This window comes from Ochrobactrum sp. C6C9, assembly GCF_022627935.1.
In the GTDB taxonomy this organism is placed as follows: domain Bacteria; phylum Pseudomonadota; class Alphaproteobacteria; order Rhizobiales; family Rhizobiaceae; genus Brucella; species Brucella teleogrylli.
In genome coordinates this window covers 1-19,101 of record NZ_JABXGB010000046.1, presented here as the reverse complement: position 1 = coordinate 19,101, position 19,101 = coordinate 1, and the positions used below count along the sequence as shown (strand labels likewise).

Below are 19,101 nucleotides of genomic sequence, written 5' to 3'. Positions count from 1 at the left end.
CTGTTACATTAAGGGCAACGTAATAATTGAAGTGTCCAGCTTGCGTCCTGACGGTTCGCGCGGCGCTTATAAGGATCAGTACCTTGAAAAACCCCGAGGAGCGCCCCGTAGAAAAGGCGCATCAAGGGGCGTCCGGCGGACAATCGGGAAATGCTCAAGCCCGGAGTCCGTCCCACAACGGCAAGCGCAAAGCGCGCAAGGAAGCCGTTGCAGAAGCGGGCAATGCGCGTAGCGCACCCGATTCAGGATGCCCAAAGCCGCAAAGTGAAGCGGACGACAAGGGTTCCGGCAGCCAGCGGAAGCGTGCGCGCCGTCGTCACCGTGGCAAAGCGGGACGGCGATCGGAAGCAGCTGTTGCACAGAAAGCTGCGGAAGAAGCCGCGCATCAGGAAGCCAAGTCTCCCGGCAAAATTTCGAATCGTCGCCGACGCGCCCGCAAGAAGAAGCAGGCGCAGCAGCAGACGAATGCCGCGCCGCGGGCCGCTGAACACACCGCCAAGCAAGGCCACGAAACCCCGCGCCGTGACAACCATGCGCAGGCATCGTCTCAAGCCAAGCGCAAGAACGGCACGGCACAGCCTCCACGGCACTACCACGCCGAAGCGCCGCTTTATGCCGCGCTCGACCTTGGCACCAACAATTGCCGCCTGCTGGTTGCATCGCCGACCCGGCCGGGACAGTTTCGCGTTGTGGATGCTTTTTCGCGGATCGTGCGCCTCGGCGAAGGCTTGAGCGCGACTGGCAGACTGAGCGACAACGCCATGCTGCGCGCCATTGAAGCGCTCAAGATTTGCCGCGACAAGCTGGCGGGCAAGAAAATTCGCCGTTCGCGTCTGATTGCGACGGAGGCTTGCCGCGCGGCTTCCAACGGCGAAGAGTTTCTGGAGCGTGTCCGCGAGGAAACCGGACTTGAACTGGAAATCGTCGATCGCCAGACCGAGGCGCGTCTGGCCGTTTCGGGCTGCGGAACGCTGGTGGCGCGCGAAACGGAAGCCGTGGTGCTGTTCGATATTGGCGGCGGTTCATCCGAAATCGCGCTGATCGACGTTTCACAACGCCGTTCGCCGCGTCTTGCCGAACACATCATGGCATGGACGTCGCTGCCCGTTGGGGTCGTGACCCTTGCCGAGCGTTTCGGTGGGCGCAATGTCACGCAGGAAAGTTTCGAGGCGATGGTCGGTCATGTGACCGAGCTTCTGTCCAGCTTTGCCGAACGGCACTGCTTGGGCCAACTGGCTTCAAGCCCGCGTTTCCATTTGCTCGGCACATCCGGTACGGTGACCACACTGGCGGGTATTCATCTCGGTCTCGAACGCTATGATCGTCGCCGCGTCGATGGCATGTGGATGGGCTCGGAAGATGTGACGCAGATGACGAGCCGCCTCCTCTCCTGGGATTTCGAGGCGCGGGTGGCAAATCCATGCATCGGTGCGGACAGGGCCGATCTGGTTCTTGCAGGCTGCGCCATTCTCGATGCCATCCGCAAGGTTTGGCCGAGTGAAAAACTTCTGGTGGCGGATCGCGGTTTGCGTGAAGGCATCCTGACCGAACTGATGTCGCGCGACGGCGCATGGCGGCACAATCGTGCGCAATTGCGCCAATAAATGCGCTGTTGGCGCTAGAACAGGCAACTGAAAATGAGCAAAGCAGGCGGAAACAAGGGCGGCACGAAGACGGGCGCCAAAACTGGTGGGCGTGGTGGTGCGGGCACCAGCAATCTGCACGTGCGCGTGAAGAAAAAGGCAGGCACGATCAAGGAATCCTCGCGTCGCTGGCTGCTGCGTCACCTGAACGACCCCTATGTGCACAAGTCCAAGCAGGATGGCTATCGTTCGCGCGCGGCCTATAAGCTGATCGAAATCAACGACCGCTATGACCTGCTCAAGAAGGGGCAGAAGATCATCGATCTTGGCGCAGCACCGGGCGGCTGGTCGCAGATTGCGGCCAAGATCGTCGGCTCCACCGATGAAGACCCGCATGTTGTCGGCATCGACTATCTGCATGTCGATCCGCTGCCGGGCGTTATCCTTCTGGAAATGGACTTTCTCGACGATGAAGCACCCCAGAAGCTGATGGAAGCGCTTGGCGACAAGCCAGATCTCGTCATTTCCGATATGGCGGCACCTACCACCGGTCACCGTCGCACCGACCATCTGCGCACGGTGCATCTGTGTGAAGTGGCGGCTGATTTTGCGGTCTCGGTGCTCAAGCCCGGCGGCCACTTCCTGACCAAGACATTTCAGGGCGGCACGGAAAACGAGCTCCTGGCCATGCTGAAGCAGAAATTCCGCTCCGTGCATCACGTCAAACCGCCCGCATCGCGCGCGGAATCGGTGGAGCTTTATCTGCTCGCACGGGATTTTAAAGGCTGATTTTCAAACGAAATCGCAAAGTCACGACAGGGGCCCCACGGCCCCTTTTATTTACCCGCCGACGAGTTTGCCGCTTCGACTACAGCACGCTCAGTGCTCTTCGGTTTAACGACAGTCGGCCCGGCCAATTCGTGACCGGCATCGGGCGAAAGCCGCGCGAACCAGAAGAATGCCACTGCGGAGACCAAAGCCACCACGATAAAGCCGACGTGGAAATCGACCAAAGCAAGCGGCGCACCGCGCAAGCCACTGCTGATTTCCAGAACGCCGCCGGCAAGCGCAACGCCAATCGCCAGCGAAACCTGCTGTGCAACAGCGGTCATCGGCGTGGCCTGACTGGTCTTCTCATCCGGAATTTCCGCATAGGCCAGCGCATTGACGCCGGTAAAGAACAGGGAGCGCGCAAAGCCGCCGACCAGCAGGAAGCCGAGAATGAACCAGATCGGCGTTGCAGGCGTGAACAGGCTGTTTACCGCGATGAAGCCCGCCGAAATGATCGAGCCCGCCATCAAGGCGCGCCGGAAACCGATCCGAGCGAAAATCCGTTTTGCACCGAACTTCATGCTGATAGCGCCGATGGCTGACACGAAGGTTATCATGCCCGACTGGAACGGAGAGAACCCGAAGCCGAGCTGGAACATCAGCGGCAGCAGAAACGGAATTGCGCCAATGCCAAAGCGGAAAATACTGCCGCCGAACACTGCCGAACGGAAAACCTGATTGTCGAACAGCCGCAGATCGAGCAGCGGATCGGCGCTGCGCCGCGCATGGCCGATGTAAAGCACCGAGCAGATCAGACCGACAGCCAGAGTGACCAAGCCAACGGCGGGCGGCAACGCCGGAAGGCTGACCACTGAGAGGCCGAAGACCACACCAGACATGGCGATGCCGGAAAGAACGAAACCCGGCCAGTCGAGACGCTTGACGATGCGCTCGTCATTATCGGGCAGGAAGCGCGTTGCAAACCAGATACCGACAGCGCCGATGGGTACATTGATCAGGAATATCCAGTGCCAGGTGAGAAAGGTCGTGATGAAGCCGCCAACCGGCGGACCAACCAACGGGCCGACCATGGCCGGGATCGTCAGCCACGCCATGGCGGAGACAAGCTCACTGCGCGGTGTGGAGCGAATAAGCACAAGACGCCCCACCGGCGTCATCATCGCGCCGCCCATGCCCTGCAAGAAGCGCGCAACCACGAAGGCGGTCAGCGAGTTTGCTGCTGCACAGGCAATCGAACCGACGACGAAGACGGCAATGGCCGCGCGAAAGACATTTTTGGCGCCAAACCGATCGGCCATCCAGCCGCTGACTGGGATGAACACCGCGAGCGCGACGAGATAGGCCGTCAGCGCCAGCTTGAGCGCAATCGGGCTGGTGCCGATATCTGCGGCAATTGCTGGCAAAGATGTCGAGATGACATTCGAATCCATCTGCTCCATGAAAAGAGCAATAGCCAGCACAAGTGGAATGATGCGGTTCACGATGAATATCCGAATAAGCCGTGCTTTTTACATAAAGCCTGCCGAAGCTATGTCGAGCTTATAGATAGATTGCTAGCCAATTTTTTCTCACATTGTGGTGACTTGGTGGCGATTTTTGCGACCGGACCGCGAGCGCGGGCTGCCGGCAGCCAATTTTCTCACGGCAGATTTCAATCGTTCACAATTGTGTAAAGCGGGGTTGCGCTCTCCGTAACGGACTGTTACATTCGGTAACAGTTTCACGAGGCTTCGAGTCTGGAAGGGGTGGTCCCGGCTCAAGGAGGTAGGAAATGAACGATATTACGAGAACTGCACTTGTTTATGGCATGATGATCATTTCGCTGAACACGGCGCTTGCGGTCGGTCTTCTGGGACTGGATTTTCTGCGCTGAGTTGACCGCCCGATGAGGCTGGTCCAGTGCTTGCGATGTTCATAGATCGAATTTGATTTTGCCCTCCAGGCAAATTATGAAAAAGAGCGCTTCCGATTGGTCGGAAGCGCTCTTTTCGTTTTGGCTTTGAACGGCGAGCCAGAATGGGGAAGCGGTTTAGATACCGATTTCCCGTATCTGGCGAATGTTGTTCTACAGAATCCGTGCCTGGCTCGTCGGATCGAAGAACACCGACTTGTCGAGATTGAAGGCGAGCCGCGATGCTTGCCCGGCAACGATGCGCGCATCGGCGCGCAGCCGGGCGACCACATGCTTGCCGCCAAGACGGGTTACCGCGAACGTGTCCGACCCTGCCGGTTCGACCACGTCAATCAGGCAGTCGCCTTCCACGACAGCGCCCGCATTGCGATCCGCGCCGTCGGGATCAGTCAAGGCTTCCGGACGAATGCCGAAGACAACCTGTTTGCCCACGTAATCGCCAAGCGCTTGCGGCGCGTTCTTCAGCGGCAGCGTCAAAGCCTGCCCATCCCCGCGATCAAGCGAGATTGCATAATCCGTGCCGTTCTTCTCCACTGCAACGGACAGCAGGTTCATCGCCGGTGAACCCATGAAATCCGCCACGAACATGTTGGACGGATTGTTATAAATCTCCGCAGGCGTGCCGAACTGCTGCAAGACGCCGTCTTTAAGCACCGCGATTTTGGTTGCCAGCGTCATGGCTTCGATCTGGTCATGCGTGACATAGACAATGGTGGTTTTCATGCGGTTGTGCAGCCGCTTGATTTCGGTGCGCATATCCACACGCAGCTTCGCATCGAGGTTCGACAGCGGTTCATCGAACAGGAAGACCTGCGGATTGCGCACCAATGCGCGGCCCATGGCGACGCGCTGGCGCTGACCACCGGAAAGCTGGCTCGGCTTGCGGTCGAGCAGATGCCCGATCTGCAACATGTCGGCCACTTCCTGAATGGCCTTGTCGCGCTCGGGCTTCGGAACTTTGCGGATTTCCATGCCGAAAGCGATGTTTCCGGCAACCGTCATGTTCGGATAAAGCGCATAGGACTGGAAGACCATGGCGATATCGCGCTGAGATGGATGCAGGCCGGCAACCGATTTGCCGTTGATGGCAATGTCGCCGGAGGTGATCGGCTCAAGACCGGCAATCGTGTTGAGCAGTGTGGACTTGCCGCAACCCGACGGGCCAACGAGAACCAGAAAGCCGCCTTCTTCAATCTCGATATTGATGTTTTTCAGGATCAAGACGGTGCCATAGGATTTGTAGAGATCGGTAATTTTCAGAAATGACATATTGAACTTATCCCTTGACGGCACCGGACATCAGACCGCGCACGAAGTAGCGGCCAGATACGATATAGACGATCAGCGTCGGCAGAGCCGCCAGAATGGCGCCCGCGAAATGGACGTTATATTCCTTGACGCCTGTGGAAGACGAAACGAGGTTGTTGAGCGCAACCGTCATCGGCGTGGAGTGCGCGCCGGAGAAGGACGCGCCGAACAGGAAGTCGTTCCAGATATTGGTGAACTGCCAGATCACCGACACCACGATGATCGGCCCCGACGACGGCAGCAAAATGCGCCAGAAAATCTGGAAAAAGCTTGCGCCATCAATCTGCGCGGCACGCACCAGCTCGGTCGGGAACGCTTCGTAATAGTTGCGGAAATAGAGGGTCGTGAAGCCGAGACCATAGATGACGTGCACCATGATGAGGCCCCATATCGTTCCGGCAATGCCGAAAAGCCCGAGCACACGCGCCATGGGGATGAGCACGATCTGGAACGGAATGAAGCATGACAAAAGCAGCAGTCCGAAGAAGATGTTCGAGCCGCGAAAGCGCCATTTAGTCAGCACGTAACCATTCAACGCGCCGATGATCGTGGAGATTGCCACGGCAGGCACGACCATCAAAATGGAATTGATGAAGAACGGCTTCAGTCCGGTAGGCTGCACACCGATCTGCGCCGTGGACCAGGCCGAAAGCCAGGGCTCGATGGTCCATTGCTGCGGCAAGTTCAACATGCCGCCCTGACGGATTTCTTCCAGCGGCTTGAACGAGTTGACCAGCATCACATAGAGCGGCAACAGATAATAAAAGGCGAAGAGCAGCAGCGCGGTGTAGATCAGCGCTCGCGTCAGCTTTCCGCTGTTGATGGCGTTATCTTGCGACTGGGCGCTCATGACCGCGACCCTCCGCGAATTTCCGAATAGAGATAGGGAATGATGATAGAGAAGATCATCGCCAGCATGATAATCGCTGACGAAGCACCAATGCCCATCTGGTTACGGGTGAACGTATAGGAATACATGAATGTCGCCGGAAGTTCGGTCGCCTGCCCCGGCCCGCCGCCGGTCAGCGCGATCACCAGATCGTAGGCCTTGATCGCCAGATGCGCCAGCACGACAAAGGCCGACAGAAATACCGGGCGCATCAGCGGAATAATGATGCGGCGATAGATCGTGGCGGTCGAAGCGCCGTCGATCTGGGCCGCTTTGATGATTTCATTATCAACGCCGCGTAGGCCGGCAAGAAACATCGCCATCACGAAACCCGACGATTGCCACACGGCGGCGATCACCAGACAGTAGATCGCCATGGTGTTGCTCTTGATCCAGCCGAAGGAAAAACTTTCCCAACCCCACAGATGCATGGTGTTTTCAAGCCCGATGCCCGGATCGAGAAACCACTTCCATGCCGTGCCGGTCACGATGAAGGAAAGGGCCATCGGGTAGAGATAGATCGGACGCAAAAAGCCTTCGCCGCGGATCTTCTGGTCGAGCAGAATGGCCAGAAACAGGCCGATCACCGAGCAGATGATGATATAGAGCGACGCGAAAATCGCCAGATTGGTGATCGCCCGCCACCAATGCGGCAGCGCCCAGAGTTTCTCATAATTGGACAATCCCACGAAGCCGTAGGATGGCAGCATGCGGCTGTTGGTCAGCGAAAGCACGCCGGTATAGATGATAAACCCGTAGACGAAGACGAGGACGATCAGGAAACTCGGAGCCAAGACCAGCTTGGGGATGATTTCCTGCAATCGGCTGTTACGCTGCATATTTGCGCCACCCAGTTTGCGCCGCTCCTGATGCCCCATGAAGGCGTATTGGAGACGATCGTTTCAGCGGCATTTATGCAAGACCGGATCGCGACCCGGCTGCAAAATGCGTTGGTCCGAGATGCCTTCACCGGTTCAGATGGAACCATGCAAGACAACATCATGCAATGCTTGATTAGTTACGATATTGCTGCGCCGGTCGGAGAATCCGGGCCGGATAAAAAACGTCCGGGAGGTTTAAACTTCCCGGACGCCTATTCAGCGCATCACTTCGCTGCAGCGACAGCCGAGACGAGTTCCTTGACAGCATCTTCCGAAGAGAGCTGTCCGTTGAACTCGCGGGTCACCACGTCGTAGATCGCGTTCTTGACGGCTGCCGGATTGGCATAGCCATGCGCCATGGAACCCAGCATCGTGCCCTTGCCATCGGCTTCCTTCAGGTCGGCGATAGCCTTCTGGCCGCAAGCATCGAAGTCGGTGTTCGGCACGTCGGTGCGTGCAGGCGCCGAGCCCTTGACCACGTTGAAGGCCGACTGGAAGGTCGGGCTTTCAACAGCCGATGCCATTTCCATCTGCGCCGGGATCTTGTCGTCGGAAACCTTGAACATCGCGAACATGTCGGAGTTGAAGGTCACCGCGCCCTGCGTGCCCGGATAGCGCATGCAGACGAAATCCGTGCCCGGCTTCTTGCCGGCCTTCACGAATTCGCCCTTGGCCCAGTCGCCCATGAACTGCAGACCGGCCTTGCCTTCGATGACCATGGCCGAAGCCAGGTTCCAGTCGCGACCGGAGAAGTTGTCATCGACATAGCTGCGCAGCTTGGTCATACGGTCAAAAGCCTGCTTCATCGTATCACTGCCCAGCGTTTCCGGGTCGAGATCGATGAAGGCCTTCTTGTAGAAATCGGTGCCGAACGAAAGCACGACAGCGTCGAAGATCGTCGCATCCTGCCAAGGCTGGCCACCGTGGGCGATTGGCGTGATGCCCTGCTCCTTGAACTTGTCGAGAAGCGCAATCAACTCATCCCAGTTTGCCGGTTCCTTGCCGCCTGCCTTGTCGAGCGCGGCCTTGTTGATCCACATCCAGTTGGTGGTGTGGACATTCACAGGCGCGGCGATCCAGTGATCTTCATACTTGGCGAATGCCTGCAACGGAGCCGGAATGACCTTGTCCCAGCCTTCCTTGTTGGCAACTTCATCGAGATTGCCAAGAGCGCCCTGCTCGGCCCAGTCGCGAATGTCGAAACCGAGCATCTGCACGGCGGTCGGTGCGTTGCCAGCGGTAACGCGGGCGCGCAGAACGGTCATGGCTTCGGTGCCGCCACCGCCTGCAACCGGCATGTCAGTCCAGCTGATGCCCTTCTTTTCGAGGTCCTTCTTGAGAACATCGAGCGCGGCAGCTTCACCGCCAGCGGTCCACCAGTGCAGAACCTCAACATTCTGCTTGGCATCCTGTGCATTTGCGACAGGCGCCATTCCGGCGAGCAAAGCGCAGGCAGCGGTGCCCATAGCGGCGAGTTTCAGAAGTTTATGCATGTCTACCTCCCGTAGAAACAAACGAAACTTATATTTCCTTCGTCCTGTCCGCGCCTTCAGGCGCAAACTGAAACCGGTCGCTCCATACAACCGGCTCCTCCTCATTCACTGCCGCAACCCGACACAGGGAGATGATCCCCGCCGGATACCCCGGCCAAACGACACGACGTGCTGCGATGTCCTCCATACCATCTTTACGCCGCCTCACCCCAATTGACAACGTTGTCTTTTATGGATGAACCGCATCCAACCGACAAGATGTAATGCTTAGGATAGGCTGAAACCCCTGATGGGTGTCAATACGGCAGATATGATAAATAGTGAAAAATTTAATCGATTAAAATTTGCTGCCCTTTTCTGCGGGCAATTTCGCATGAGAAATGAGGCATTTAGGCTTTTTTGGGGAGCTGTTGCGGCTAGCGCCTAAACGTTTGAATTTCCGTAGACCAAAAATGACGCTGCACGCTCTTTAATGGGATAAAAATCCTGTGAACCGACTGGACAAGATCGCAGCCGCCACTTAATTTAAGGGTGCTCTCGCAATAGTGCGTGGGCTTGTTCTCGGGGCGGGGTGAGATTCCCCACCGGCGGTATGGAAAGCGATTTCTAAGCCCGCGAGCGCCTGAAAGAAGGAAGCTGATTCGCTTCTTCTGTCAGGGTCAGCAGATCCGGTGAGATGCCGGAGCCGACGGTATAGTCCGGATGAAAGAGAGCAAAAGAGCGTGACGAATTGCGTCTCCCGACGCGAGCAATGCGTTCCTTTGTGCGCCCTGATTCTAGTTTCTTGAGGAACCTATGAACCAGAGCTATCCGAACAAGACTTCCTTCAAAGTTGCATTCATTCAGGCCCGCTGGCACGCCGACATTGTCGACGAAGCCCGCAAGAGCTTTATCGCGGAACTCGCCGCCCAAACCGGCACCAATGTCGAAGTGGACGTCTTCGATGTTCCCGGCGCTTACGAAATTCCGCTTCATGCCAAGACGCTTGCCAAGACCGGCCAGTATGCAGCCATCGTCGGCTCCGCATTCGTCATCGATGGCGGCATCTATCGCCATGATTTCGTGGCCACTGCCGTCATCAACGGCATGATGCAGGTGCAGCTGGAAACCGAAGTGCCGGTGCTGAGCGTCGTTCTGACCCCGCATCATTTCCATGACAGCAAGGAGCATCACGACTTCTTCTTCAACCATTTCAAGGTGAAGGGTGTCGAAGCCGCTCACGCGGCCTTGCAGATCGTCGGCGAACACAGCCGTATCGCCGCATTGGTTTGATCGCTCACAGGAACGGCCCCGCCATGCGGGGCCGTATCTCAGTCGACCACAATACGCTCGCCATGGGTGTAGATATCGAATTCTTCGCCGCGCACGATGGCGACCAGAGTGAGATTGGCCTCCTGTGCCGTGCGAATGGCGAGTGCCGTGGGCGCTGAAATAGCCGCAAGAACCGGCGCGCCAAGCTTCACTGCCTTTTGCACCATTTCAACGGATACCCGGCTCGTGATCACGGTTATGCCGCATCCGGTTGCGAACTCGCTACGCGCCAGAGCGCCAACGAGCTTGTCCAGCGCATTATGCCGGCCAACATCCTCACGCGCAGCAATCAATCCCTGCTGCGGTGTGTAGAAACCAGCTGCGTGAACCGAATGGGTGATCGCATTCAATTGTTGTTCACGCCCGAGTGCCGCCATCGCGATGGCAATGGTGCTCGCCGAAAAACGGTAGCCGTCCACCGCGAGCGGCTTCACCGGGCGCAAGGCCTGTTCGATGGAATCGATGCCGCATAGTCCGCAGCCAACCGGGCCAGCCATGAAACGGCGACGCGCCGCCAGCCGCTGTTCCGGCAATTCAGCAAGGCGCATCTGCACATCCACGCCTTCCGCGAATGCGACAAGCTCGATGCTTTCAATCTGGCCGGCATCGTCGATAATACCTTCGGTCAGACTGAACCCGACCGCGAAATCCTCCAGATCGGATGGGGTCGCCATCATGACAGCCTGTGTGGAGCCGTTGTAGCTCATCGCGACCGGCACTTCCTCGGGCACGGCGCGGTGCCCTTCCTGGAAGCCCGAAACGCGATGTGCGAGGCGCACCACATCCTGACTGATCTTGGGTATTGTCATTTCTCTTGCCTGCTGTTTGCGCATCCCGACACATTGCTACAGTTTGCTGTAGCATCATATCGGGTTTTATGTATGGTGCCAGCGAACAGGCATGCAGCACAAGTATTTCGGCCATCGCCCGAATATATTGTGTATGAAAGGCAGCGCCGATAGCGAGGATAAAATGGATATTCGCCAGATCGACGATAATTACTCAGTCTCGGGCCAGATTTCGCCCGATGACGTACGCGACATTGCGGCAGAAGGCTTTCAGACGATCATCTGCAACCGTCCCGATGGCGAAGGCGGCCCGGAACAGCCGGATTTTGCAGAAATTGCGCGTGTTGCAGAGAAAGCTGGCCTCGCCACCTATTACATTCCGGTGGTTGGCGGCCAGCTGACGCAGGATGATGTCCATGCCATGGCGGCGGCGCTTGACGAGGCAGAAGGGCCGTTCTTCGCCTATTGCCGCTCCGGCGCCCGTTCTACGAATATTTACGGGATCGTGCAGAGCCAAAAGCGCGGATAAAGAACGAGCGCAGGCTATAAGGGCGGTGTTGCCGCAAGGGCATTGTTTCGGTTCTTGCAAACATAAGGCTCACCGTCCCGAAAGCCGCGTGCGACGACCGAAGACACCCTGCGGGTTCTGCGCGCAATACTGGCGATAATAGGAAAGACCGGCGCGAACCACCGTTGCGGCAACGCCACCGGCGACGAGCATCCAGCCGATTGCCTGTACCCAGTCGAAGCTGTCCAGCCCGCCGCTCAGCGCGACGACCACGACACCAGCCCACAAAAGGGCAGCCGTGCGGCGCCAGAAAACCGGATTGAGTTCATCGAAGACCGCCTTCCACAGAGAGTGGACAAGGCAGGCGAAGAAAAGAGCCGCGGCCAGCCCGATGTTGAGCAATTCGACCGGGAGCCATTGCTGCGAAGTAAGCATTGTATCTATCATCCAACTTAAGCCGCGATACGTCAGGTCAAAAGCCGCCACATGGCTTTTCCTTCCGGATCGAAGGTATTGTTTACTTTCCTTTACACCGTGCTTTCCAAAACGATGTCGTTTCTTGCCCGATGCTTCAGCCCCATTGAGCTGTCAATTTGTGGCTTCAACGTGTTAGAAGCACGGAAAGCTCCTTGTAATAAATTCACATATTATTGCGATCACGCGAAATATCGTGTTGAAAACATTATACTATCCCCGCTCCCCTCCGATACGGGTGCTGTGGCAACCCCTTTGATAGTCTTGGATTATTTGTCTTGGCGCTACCGACGCGCAGGCCGCCGGACGCGCCCTGAAAGCACATCGCGCGACTGTCATGTAACAGCCTTGTAACAATTTGGCAGAGTATAGAGAGCCCGGGAGCCGCTTCCGAAGCTCCACTTTATTCGCCGCAGCAAGCAAGGCGGAACGTTTTATTTGTCCACAAATTTCTTGTAGAGAACAATTTCTGACGGGTCGGCCATGCCTGGCGCCTGTGCGGGGCGCCCGAACAGGAAACCCTGCACCTGTGCGCAGCCCTCTTCGATCACCATGCGGTGCTGATGAAAATTTTCGATACCTTCCGCTACGACGGGCAGATCGAGACTGCGCCCAAGCCCGACAATTGCCCGCACAATCGCGTGGGAACTGACATCGGTTTCCATCGTATTGATGAAGCTGCGGTCGATCTTGATCTTGTCGAATGGGAAGCTCTGGAGGTTGTTCAGCGAGGAATAGCCGGTGCCGAAATCGTCCATCACGATGCGCACGCCCAGTTTCTTGATCCGGCGCAGCAGTTCCAGCGTGGTGGGCCTGTCCTTGATGAGTGCCGCTTCCGTAACTTCAAGTTCCAGCCGATAGGCCTCAAGTCCGGTTTCATCCAGAATGGCGGCGACTGTCTCAGGCAGATTGGTCAGGCGAAACTGGATCGGAGACACATTGACGGCGACCGTCAGGTGCCGGTCCCAGCTTGCTGCCGTCCGGCATGCTTCCCGCAGCACCCATTCGCCAAGGGCGATAATGACACCGGTTTCCTCGGCAATCGGAATGAACACTTCCGGCGGAATGGTTCCGCGCTCCGGATGCGTCCAGCGCAACAGCGCTTCGTAGCCCTTGCAGGAACCGTCGGCGGTTCCGATCAGCGGCTGGTAGGCGATTGTTATCTGACCGCGCGACATGGCCTGCCGCAGATCGGCTTCCAGCTGCCGCCGCTCGGTAATCTCGCGATCCATTTCCGGCGAATAGAACGCAACCATGCCCTTGCCGCTAGTCTTTGCGCGGTAAAGCGCGACGTCGGCAGCGTGGCGGAGCGTTTCGGCATCACGGCCATCGGTCGGATAGATCGCAACACCGATACTGACGCCCACCGCCGTCTGATCGGCGATCATATTCATTTCCTTTTTAAATTCGTCCAATATCCGCTCGGCAAGCTTGCGCGCGCCTGAAGGCTGCGGCACGCCGACCTGCAGGATCACGAACTCGTCGCCGCCAATGCGCGCCGCCGTATCGACGCCGCTAATCGTGCGCCGCAGAATATTGGCAACGGTTTTCAACACCCGGTCGCCCTGCGCATGACCGAAAATATCGTTCACCGCCTTGAACCGGTCGAGATCGAGCGCGAAGACGGCGCAACGCTGCTGCGAGCGTCCGCCTACGGCATTGGACAGGCGCTGTTCGAAAAAGGCGCGATTGGGAAGATCGGTCAGCGCATCATGGTTCGCCATATGCTCGATCTGACGCTGCGCGGCGTGCTTTTCCGTCAGGTCTCGCACGGCGAGCACTTCACAGGCCTTGCCCTGATATTCAATCGTGTGGACGGCGAGTTCGAAAATCCGCTCGTCATTTTCCTGCCGGGGAGTCGCCTCGACCGCAGCCGTGCGCGGCGCGGCGGCGGGCAGACCATCTGCCGTCAGCAGCAAATCCTCTGGCGAACGCCCGATCAGCGCCTTTTCAGTGCTGTTCATCAAACGCGAAAAGCGCGCATTCACTTCGACGATCCGGTCGTCGCGGATGACGGCAAGCCCGTCCAGCGTCGCATTGGCAAAGCCCTTCAAATCCGTCATGTAACGGTCGATGAATACGGCAGCGACAGTCATGAACGCGATGAAGCAAGAGACCGTCGCCACAGCGCCGACGATCCACATGCGGCCCGTACCCAGCGGATCAGCCGCAGGCAGGCTTGGATCGGGTATCAAAGTGCTGGACGACATGGTGGTGAAATGCAGGACGCAGATCGAGCCGACGCCGAGAACCGTGGCAAGGGAAATGCGCATCCAACGGCCTGAGAGACGCATCACCTCGAAAGCGCCAGCCAGCAACAGGGTGGAGACAACCGCGCCGACGATGATAGGCACTGCATCAAACTGGACTGTCGCAGCAGCCCGGATTGCGGCCATGCCGTTGAAATGCATTGCGGCGATCACCAGCGCGCCACAAAATCCTGCAAACAGGTTTGCCTTGACGCTGTCGAAATTGAGCAAGCGAAGTATGACCCAGAAACCGGCAATGGCAATCACAGCTGAAAGCGTCGTGATGATGAGGTCAAACTCGATCGCCACCGTGCCCTGATAGGCGAGCATCGCAACGAAATGCGTTGCCCAGACGCTCAAGCCGCCTGCAAAGGCAGCGGTTGCGAGCCAGCTGTCACGGCGATGATCGGCGCATTCGCCCGCTCTCGCCAGCAGAAGAAAAAACGCAAAGACACCTATGAAGGAAATGAGGGCGGCCAGGATGACGATAGATCTGTCGTGCTGTACGGATATGCATTCGATAACTTTGAACACGTCACGCCCCCGCTCTCATTCGCGCAAGGCCGCGTCGGCCCTGACCGAAGCATATTGGTAGTTTTATTATATAACAGGATTTTCTTTAGCCTACACTACTTAAGCAATCATAAATTCGAGCATAAAAGCCAAGCGATACCAGGGTATAAGGTCTATACTTAAGACACTTACTATATTAGACAATTTTAATATTGACGCGCGGAATCGACAGTCCTACGGCCTACCCGCGCAAGCAGGATAACCGGCACAATACCGATCACCACAATGGCAAGTGCGGCAATCGACGCTTCTTCATATGTACCGCGGGCGGCTTCGCCGTAAAGATGCGTCGCGAAAGTTTCCATATTGAGCGGGCGGAGAAGCAAAGTCGCGGGCAGCTCCTTCACACAGTCCACGAAAACCAGCAATCCGGCTGCAACAATTGCCGTTCTGGAGAGCGGCAGATGCACGGAGCGGAATGTCGCCGTCACGCTTCGTCCAAGCGTGCGCGATGCATGATCGAGCGACAGCGGAATGCGCTCCAGCCCGGCATCGATGCCGCCAGCGGCGATGGCCATAAACCGCACCCCATAGGCATAAACCACAGCGGCACCCGAACCGATCAGGATCAGACCGGCGGGAACGCCGAGAAGATACCCGGCCAGTTGGTTGAACACATGATCGAAGCTGCCCGAAACGACGAGAATACCAATGGCAATCACCGTACCGGGGGCGGCATAGCCCATGGTCGACAGGCGATAGAACCAGCGGGAGGAAGCGCCTGGAAACAGACGCACCGCATAAGCAACCGCCATGCCACAGACCAGCACAATCGCTGTCGCAATCGAGGCCAGCAGCAGCGTGTTGACCGCCTCCCCGGCAAGACGCGGCGATATGCCTGCGAAGCGGGCGCGCTTGATTGCTTCGATAAGCAGATAGAGCGCCGGTCCGACAAAGCCGATGACCACCGGCAAAGACCCGATAGCAAACAGCCCCAGCCCTCTGGCTGCTGAAACCTTCGATGGTTCAAAACCGCGCGAATGGCGGATGTTGGAAGCAAAGCGCTGTTTGCGCCGCGCCCAACGCTCCAGCGACACCAGCGCCACCACGATCAGCAGCAAAGCCAGCGCCAGCTGTGCCGCGCCCGGCAGATCGGATCGCGTGATCCATGTCGTGTAGATCGATACGGTCAGCGTGCGAACGCCGAGAAACTCAGCCGCGCCCACATCGTTCAGCGTTTCCATCAAGGCGAGGCTGACACCAACGGCAACAGCGGGACGCGCCAGCGGCAACGCCACCCGCCAGAAAATGCCGCGGCGACTGACGCCAAGGGTTCGTGCGGCATCCATGAGGCTCGCCGACTGCGTCAGAAACATCGCCCGGGTCGGGATATAAACATAAGGATAGAGCACGAAGCCCAGCAGCAGAATGCAGCCGGTCATCGAGCGAATATCCGGCAAGCGGAACTGGCGCGGGCTATCAAAGCCCAAAATATAGCGAATTGCGCCCTGCACCGGCCCTATCGGATGAAGAATGTCCAGATAGGTATAGGCGACGATATAGGTCGGCACCGCCAGCGGCAGCAGCAGCGCCCATTCCAGAATACCGCGCCCGCGAAAATCATAGGCTGTCACCAGCCACGCCATCGACGTCCCGACGAGCGCGGCAATGAAGCCGACGCCAAGCAGAAGAATGATCGTATCGGCAAAGGCTGTCGGCAACAATGTCGCGAACAGATGCTGCCACAGGCCTGCCGAACCCTGCAAAGCTTCGCGAGCGAGCGCCAGAACCGGCAGGAAAACAAGAAGCGCAATCACCGCTGAAGCCCAAAGCCAGACGCGCCCCGCCCTTGCAGGCCGGAAAAGCGAACGTCGTGCTGTGGCGGGCATAGGTGTCATTGTGCTCGTTATACTGAAACGCCGGCGCATGAAGCACCGGCGCTTTGTTCATACTGTCATTCTGGTTTTAGTTGTCGAAACCAACCTTATCAACCAGTTCGCTGGCTTCCTTGCGATGGCTGACGATTTGGGTCAGCGGAACCTTGTCGATATTCAATTCGCCAAACGACTTTACAATCGCATCGACCGGAGCGCCCGGCTTCACCGGATATTCGTAATTGGCCTCGGCATAAATCTTCTGCGCTTCGTCGGAAACCAGATATTCGAGAAGCTTGACAGCCTCTTCCTTATGCGGGGCATTCTTGGCCACGGCTGCGCCGCTGATATTGACCTGCGTGCCGCCATCCTTGAAAGTCGGGAGGATGACCTTGATGCCCTCGCCCCAGCCCTTCTGCTCATCGCCGCCCTTACCCGAACGCATCAGGCCGACATAATAGGAATTGGCAACGGCGATATCGCAAATTCCGCCGACAATATCCTTGGCGCCATCGCGGTCACCACCGGCAGCCTTGCGGGCCAGATTGGCCTTCAGGCCGGTCAGCCAGGCTTCGGTCTTTTCAGCGCCGTAATGGGCGATGTAATCGGCGAAAAGCGCGGTGTTGTAAGGATGCTGACCGGAGCGGATGCAGATCTTGCCCTTCCACTTCGGATCGGACAGGTCTTCATAATTGATGGCGTCGAGTTCCAGATCCTTCGACGCATAAACCACGCGGGCGCGCAGCGACAGGGCATACCAGTTGCCCTTGGCGTCACGAAGCTGCTCCGGCACGGCTTCGTTCAGGGTCTTGGATTCGACCGGCTGGGTCAGCCCCTTTTCTGCGAGATCAACGAGATTGCCCGCATCGACCGTCATCAGAATATCGGCAGGAGAGCTTGCGCCTTCCGATGCGACGCGCTCGGCCAGACCATCCTTCAAGAACACGGTGTTGACCGTGATGCCCGTCGAAGCCTTGAATGCGTCCAGCAGAGGCTGAATGAGGCCCGGTTCGCGCGTCGTGTAGATATTCACCTCATTGGCGGAAGCAGTTCCAGATAGAAAAGTCGCTGCAACGAGAGCAAGGCTGGCACGCGCGAAAATAGGCATTTTACCTCCGTTTGGAATGGTTCCAAATAAAATGATGAGTTATGCAATCAACTTATATGAGCAGTTTCTGGCCCGGTCAATCGCCCTGCCACGCAAATGCGAACCAATTGGAATCAGCTGTGGAAGATCAAGGCCTTGTCGCGGTCGAAACGAACAAACACGTGATTGACCGTATTCGGCACATGGACCGGCGTGCGCAGGCGTAAACGCAGCGGCGCGGCGTCGGCATGGAGCACCAGTTCCTCCGTTTCACCCAGAAAGGTGCGCATCTCGATCAGGCAGCGCAGATCGGTGGGATCAGCCTCATCATCCGCGACGATATGCAGATCGGCAGGACGCAGATAGACGGACACGTCTTTCACGGATTGCAGCGCTTGCGGCGCTTTGAAATTGCCGTAAACAGTTTCCACCGCATTGCTCTGCACCACACCCGGAATGACGTTGAAATCGCAAAAGAAGTCTGCGGCATAGCGGCTTTCAGGACGATCATGAAGATCACGCGCGGTGCCGCTTTGAACGATCTCGCCCGAACGCATCAGCACAACGCGGTCTCCGGTCGAAAGCGCTTCTTCCGCCTCATGCGTCACGATAATTGCCGTGGTGCCAAGCGCCCGCAACAGGCCGACCGTCTCGCGGCGCACCTTTGCCCGCAGGCCCCGGTCGAGATTGGAAAACGGCTCGTCCATCAACAAAAGATGCGGCTTTGGCGCCAGCGCGCGGATCAGCGCCACGCGCTGCTGCTCGCCGCCCGACAACATGTGCGGATAGCGGTCGGCCATATGCGACAGGCCCACAAGTTCAAGCAGTTCGCGCACGCGGCCCTCAGCCAAATCGCGGCGCATCTTGCGCAGACCGAACATGACATTGTCGCGAACGCTCAGATGCGGAAACAGCGCATAATCCTGAAAGACCACGCCGATATTGCGCTTATCGGGTTCGACGAATGTGGTTGGAGAGGCGAGCACATTGCCGCCCATGGTCAGCAAGCCGCCATCGGGCGCGTCGATACCGGCGATAATGCGCAGCATGGAGGTCTTGCCGCAGCCGGAATGGCCCACGAGACAGATGATTTCACCGGCCTGCACGTCAAGCGACACATTGTTGAGCGCAAGGACAGGGCCAAACTGGCGGGTAACGCTGGAAAGCGTCAGAGCCGGACCGGATGCACTGGCCTCTTCCTGCAATTGCTCAACCTGATTTCGCACGTCCATGCCTGACCGGAATCCCCTTGTCCATTCCCTCGCTATAAAGCGTGTTTAGCGGCTTCGCCACCAAAACAGGACAGAATTCCTCAAGAACCGGATAGCGGCCCCATCTTTTTCGGATTTCGATATTGCTTTGGGTATCAACTTGGTTGATTGCAAGCAAAAAGCGGAGCATGTTCCGCAAGCTTTCCGCATGCCTTATCATACCTTAGG

The 19,101-nt window shown here is 57.7% G+C and carries 15 protein-coding genes and 1 riboswitch; of the genes, 4 read left to right on the top strand and 11 right to left on the bottom strand.

The annotated features are described in order from the left end of the window. The first annotated feature begins 83 nt into the window (after positions 1 to 83). Entirely contained in the window at positions 84 to 1,604 is a 1,521-nt protein-coding gene (locus HWD97_RS22355) for a Ppx/GppA phosphatase family protein (protein ID WP_109367224.1), read from the top strand. 33 nt (positions 1,605 to 1,637) lie between these two features. Beyond that, the gene (locus HWD97_RS22350) at positions 1,638 to 2,372 is read left to right on the top strand and encodes an RlmE family RNA methyltransferase (protein WP_109367223.1); all 735 of its coding nucleotides are present in this window, start codon (positions 1,638 to 1,640) and stop codon (positions 2,370 to 2,372) included. Positions 2,373 to 2,419: 47 nt separating this feature from the next. Here HWD97_RS22350 and HWD97_RS22345 read toward each other — a convergent pair whose 3' ends face one another. The 5 genes from HWD97_RS22345 to HWD97_RS22325 form a co-directional block, all read right to left on the bottom strand. After that, positions 2,420 to 3,856, bottom strand: coding sequence for a DHA2 family efflux MFS transporter permease subunit (locus HWD97_RS22345; RefSeq protein ID WP_109367222.1), 1,437 nt, complete (start codon positions 3,854 to 3,856; stop codon positions 2,420 to 2,422). Between the two features lie 584 nt (positions 3,857 to 4,440). Further along, a complete protein-coding gene (locus HWD97_RS22340) occupies positions 4,441 to 5,556 on the bottom strand; it encodes an ABC transporter ATP-binding protein (RefSeq protein ID WP_371835632.1) in 1,116 nt (371 codons plus the stop codon). A 7-nt stretch (positions 5,557 to 5,563) separates the two neighbouring features. Beyond that, complete coding sequence (locus tag HWD97_RS22335) at positions 5,564 to 6,445, bottom strand: carbohydrate ABC transporter permease (protein ID WP_109367220.1); 882 nt, start codon at positions 6,443 to 6,445, stop codon at positions 5,564 to 5,566. Further along, on the bottom strand, positions 6,442 to 7,323 hold the full coding sequence (locus HWD97_RS22330; protein WP_109367972.1) for a carbohydrate ABC transporter permease: 882 nt from the start codon (positions 7,321 to 7,323) through the stop codon (positions 6,442 to 6,444). The genes HWD97_RS22335 and HWD97_RS22330 overlap by 4 nt, the downstream gene beginning before the upstream one ends. Before the next feature lie 266 nt (positions 7,324 to 7,589). After that, positions 7,590 to 8,858 (bottom strand): ABC transporter substrate-binding protein, encoded by a 1,269-nt coding sequence (locus HWD97_RS22325; RefSeq protein WP_109367219.1) that lies wholly within the window; start codon positions 8,856 to 8,858, stop codon positions 7,590 to 7,592. A gap of 553 nt (positions 8,859 to 9,411) precedes the next feature. Then, positions 9,412 to 9,576, top strand: a riboswitch (FMN riboswitch). Positions 9,577 to 9,653: 77 nt separating this feature from the next. Here HWD97_RS22325 and HWD97_RS22320 point away from each other — a divergent pair. Beyond that, positions 9,654 to 10,130 carry a 6,7-dimethyl-8-ribityllumazine synthase gene (locus HWD97_RS22320; protein ID WP_109367218.1) on the top strand — a complete coding sequence of 159 codons (477 nt, stop codon included), beginning with the start codon at positions 9,654 to 9,656 and terminating at the stop codon, positions 10,128 to 10,130. A gap of 38 nt (positions 10,131 to 10,168) precedes the next feature. Here HWD97_RS22320 and fdhD read toward each other — a convergent pair whose 3' ends face one another. Further along, complete coding sequence (gene fdhD / locus HWD97_RS22315; RefSeq protein ID WP_109367217.1) at positions 10,169 to 10,978, bottom strand: formate dehydrogenase accessory sulfurtransferase FdhD; 810 nt, start codon at positions 10,976 to 10,978, stop codon at positions 10,169 to 10,171. Positions 10,979 to 11,141: 163 nt separating this feature from the next. On the opposite strand from fdhD, the gene HWD97_RS22310 reads away from it, so the two are divergent. Beyond that, positions 11,142 to 11,486: a TIGR01244 family sulfur transferase gene (locus tag HWD97_RS22310; protein WP_109367971.1), complete on the top strand. Its 345-nt coding sequence runs from the start codon at positions 11,142 to 11,144 to the stop codon at positions 11,484 to 11,486. Positions 11,487 to 11,555: 69 nt separating this feature from the next. On the opposite strand, the gene HWD97_RS22305 is transcribed toward HWD97_RS22310, so the two are convergent. The 5 genes from HWD97_RS22305 to HWD97_RS22285 form a co-directional block, all read right to left on the bottom strand. Beyond that, the gene (locus HWD97_RS22305) at positions 11,556 to 11,900 is read right to left on the bottom strand and encodes a hypothetical protein (RefSeq protein ID WP_121538239.1); all 345 of its coding nucleotides are present in this window, start codon (positions 11,898 to 11,900) and stop codon (positions 11,556 to 11,558) included. 473 nt (positions 11,901 to 12,373) lie between these two features. Continuing rightward, entirely contained in the window at positions 12,374 to 14,722 is a 2,349-nt protein-coding gene (locus tag HWD97_RS22300) for an EAL domain-containing protein (RefSeq protein ID WP_371835631.1), read from the bottom strand. A gap of 185 nt (positions 14,723 to 14,907) precedes the next feature. Beyond that, positions 14,908 to 16,599, bottom strand: a complete 1,692-nt coding sequence (locus HWD97_RS22295; protein WP_109367214.1) for an iron ABC transporter permease — start codon at positions 16,597 to 16,599, stop codon at positions 14,908 to 14,910. 67 nt (positions 16,600 to 16,666) lie between these two features. Next, positions 16,667 to 17,683: a Fe(3+) ABC transporter substrate-binding protein gene (locus HWD97_RS22290; protein ID WP_109367213.1), complete on the bottom strand. Its 1,017-nt coding sequence runs from the start codon at positions 17,681 to 17,683 to the stop codon at positions 16,667 to 16,669. A gap of 113 nt (positions 17,684 to 17,796) precedes the next feature. Further along, entirely contained in the window at positions 17,797 to 18,894 is a 1,098-nt protein-coding gene (locus HWD97_RS22285; protein ID WP_109367212.1) for an ABC transporter ATP-binding protein, read from the bottom strand. Between the last annotated feature and the right edge of the window lie 207 nt (positions 18,895 to 19,101).

Coding starts and splice junctions, on each gene's coding strand:
- HWD97_RS22350 (WP_109367223.1), top strand. CDS start 1,638: ATGAGCAAAGCAGGCGGAAACAAGGGCGGCACGAAGACGGGCGCCAAA.
- HWD97_RS22340 (WP_371835632.1), bottom strand. CDS start 5,556: ATGTCATTTCTGAAAATTACCGATCTCTACAAATCCTATGGCACCGTC.
- HWD97_RS22335 (WP_109367220.1), bottom strand. CDS start 6,445: ATGAGCGCCCAGTCGCAAGATAACGCCATCAACAGCGGAAAGCTGACG.
- HWD97_RS22330 (WP_109367972.1), bottom strand. CDS start 7,323: ATGCAGCGTAACAGCCGATTGCAGGAAATCATCCCCAAGCTGGTCTTG.
- HWD97_RS22325 (WP_109367219.1), bottom strand. CDS start 8,858: ATGCATAAACTTCTGAAACTCGCCGCTATGGGCACCGCTGCCTGCGCT.
- HWD97_RS22320 (WP_109367218.1), top strand. CDS start 9,654: ATGAACCAGAGCTATCCGAACAAGACTTCCTTCAAAGTTGCATTCATT.
- fdhD (WP_109367217.1), bottom strand. CDS start 10,978: ATGACAATACCCAAGATCAGTCAGGATGTGGTGCGCCTCGCACATCGC.
- HWD97_RS22310 (WP_109367971.1), top strand. CDS start 11,142: ATGGATATTCGCCAGATCGACGATAATTACTCAGTCTCGGGCCAGATT.
- HWD97_RS22305 (WP_121538239.1), bottom strand. CDS start 11,900: ATGCTTACTTCGCAGCAATGGCTCCCGGTCGAATTGCTCAACATCGGG.
- HWD97_RS22295 (WP_109367214.1), bottom strand. CDS start 16,599: ATGACACCTATGCCCGCCACAGCACGACGTTCGCTTTTCCGGCCTGCA.
- HWD97_RS22290 (WP_109367213.1), bottom strand. CDS start 17,683: ATGCCTATTTTCGCGCGTGCCAGCCTTGCTCTCGTTGCAGCGACTTTT.
- HWD97_RS22285 (WP_109367212.1), bottom strand. CDS start 18,894: ATGGACGTGCGAAATCAGGTTGAGCAATTGCAGGAAGAGGCCAGTGCA.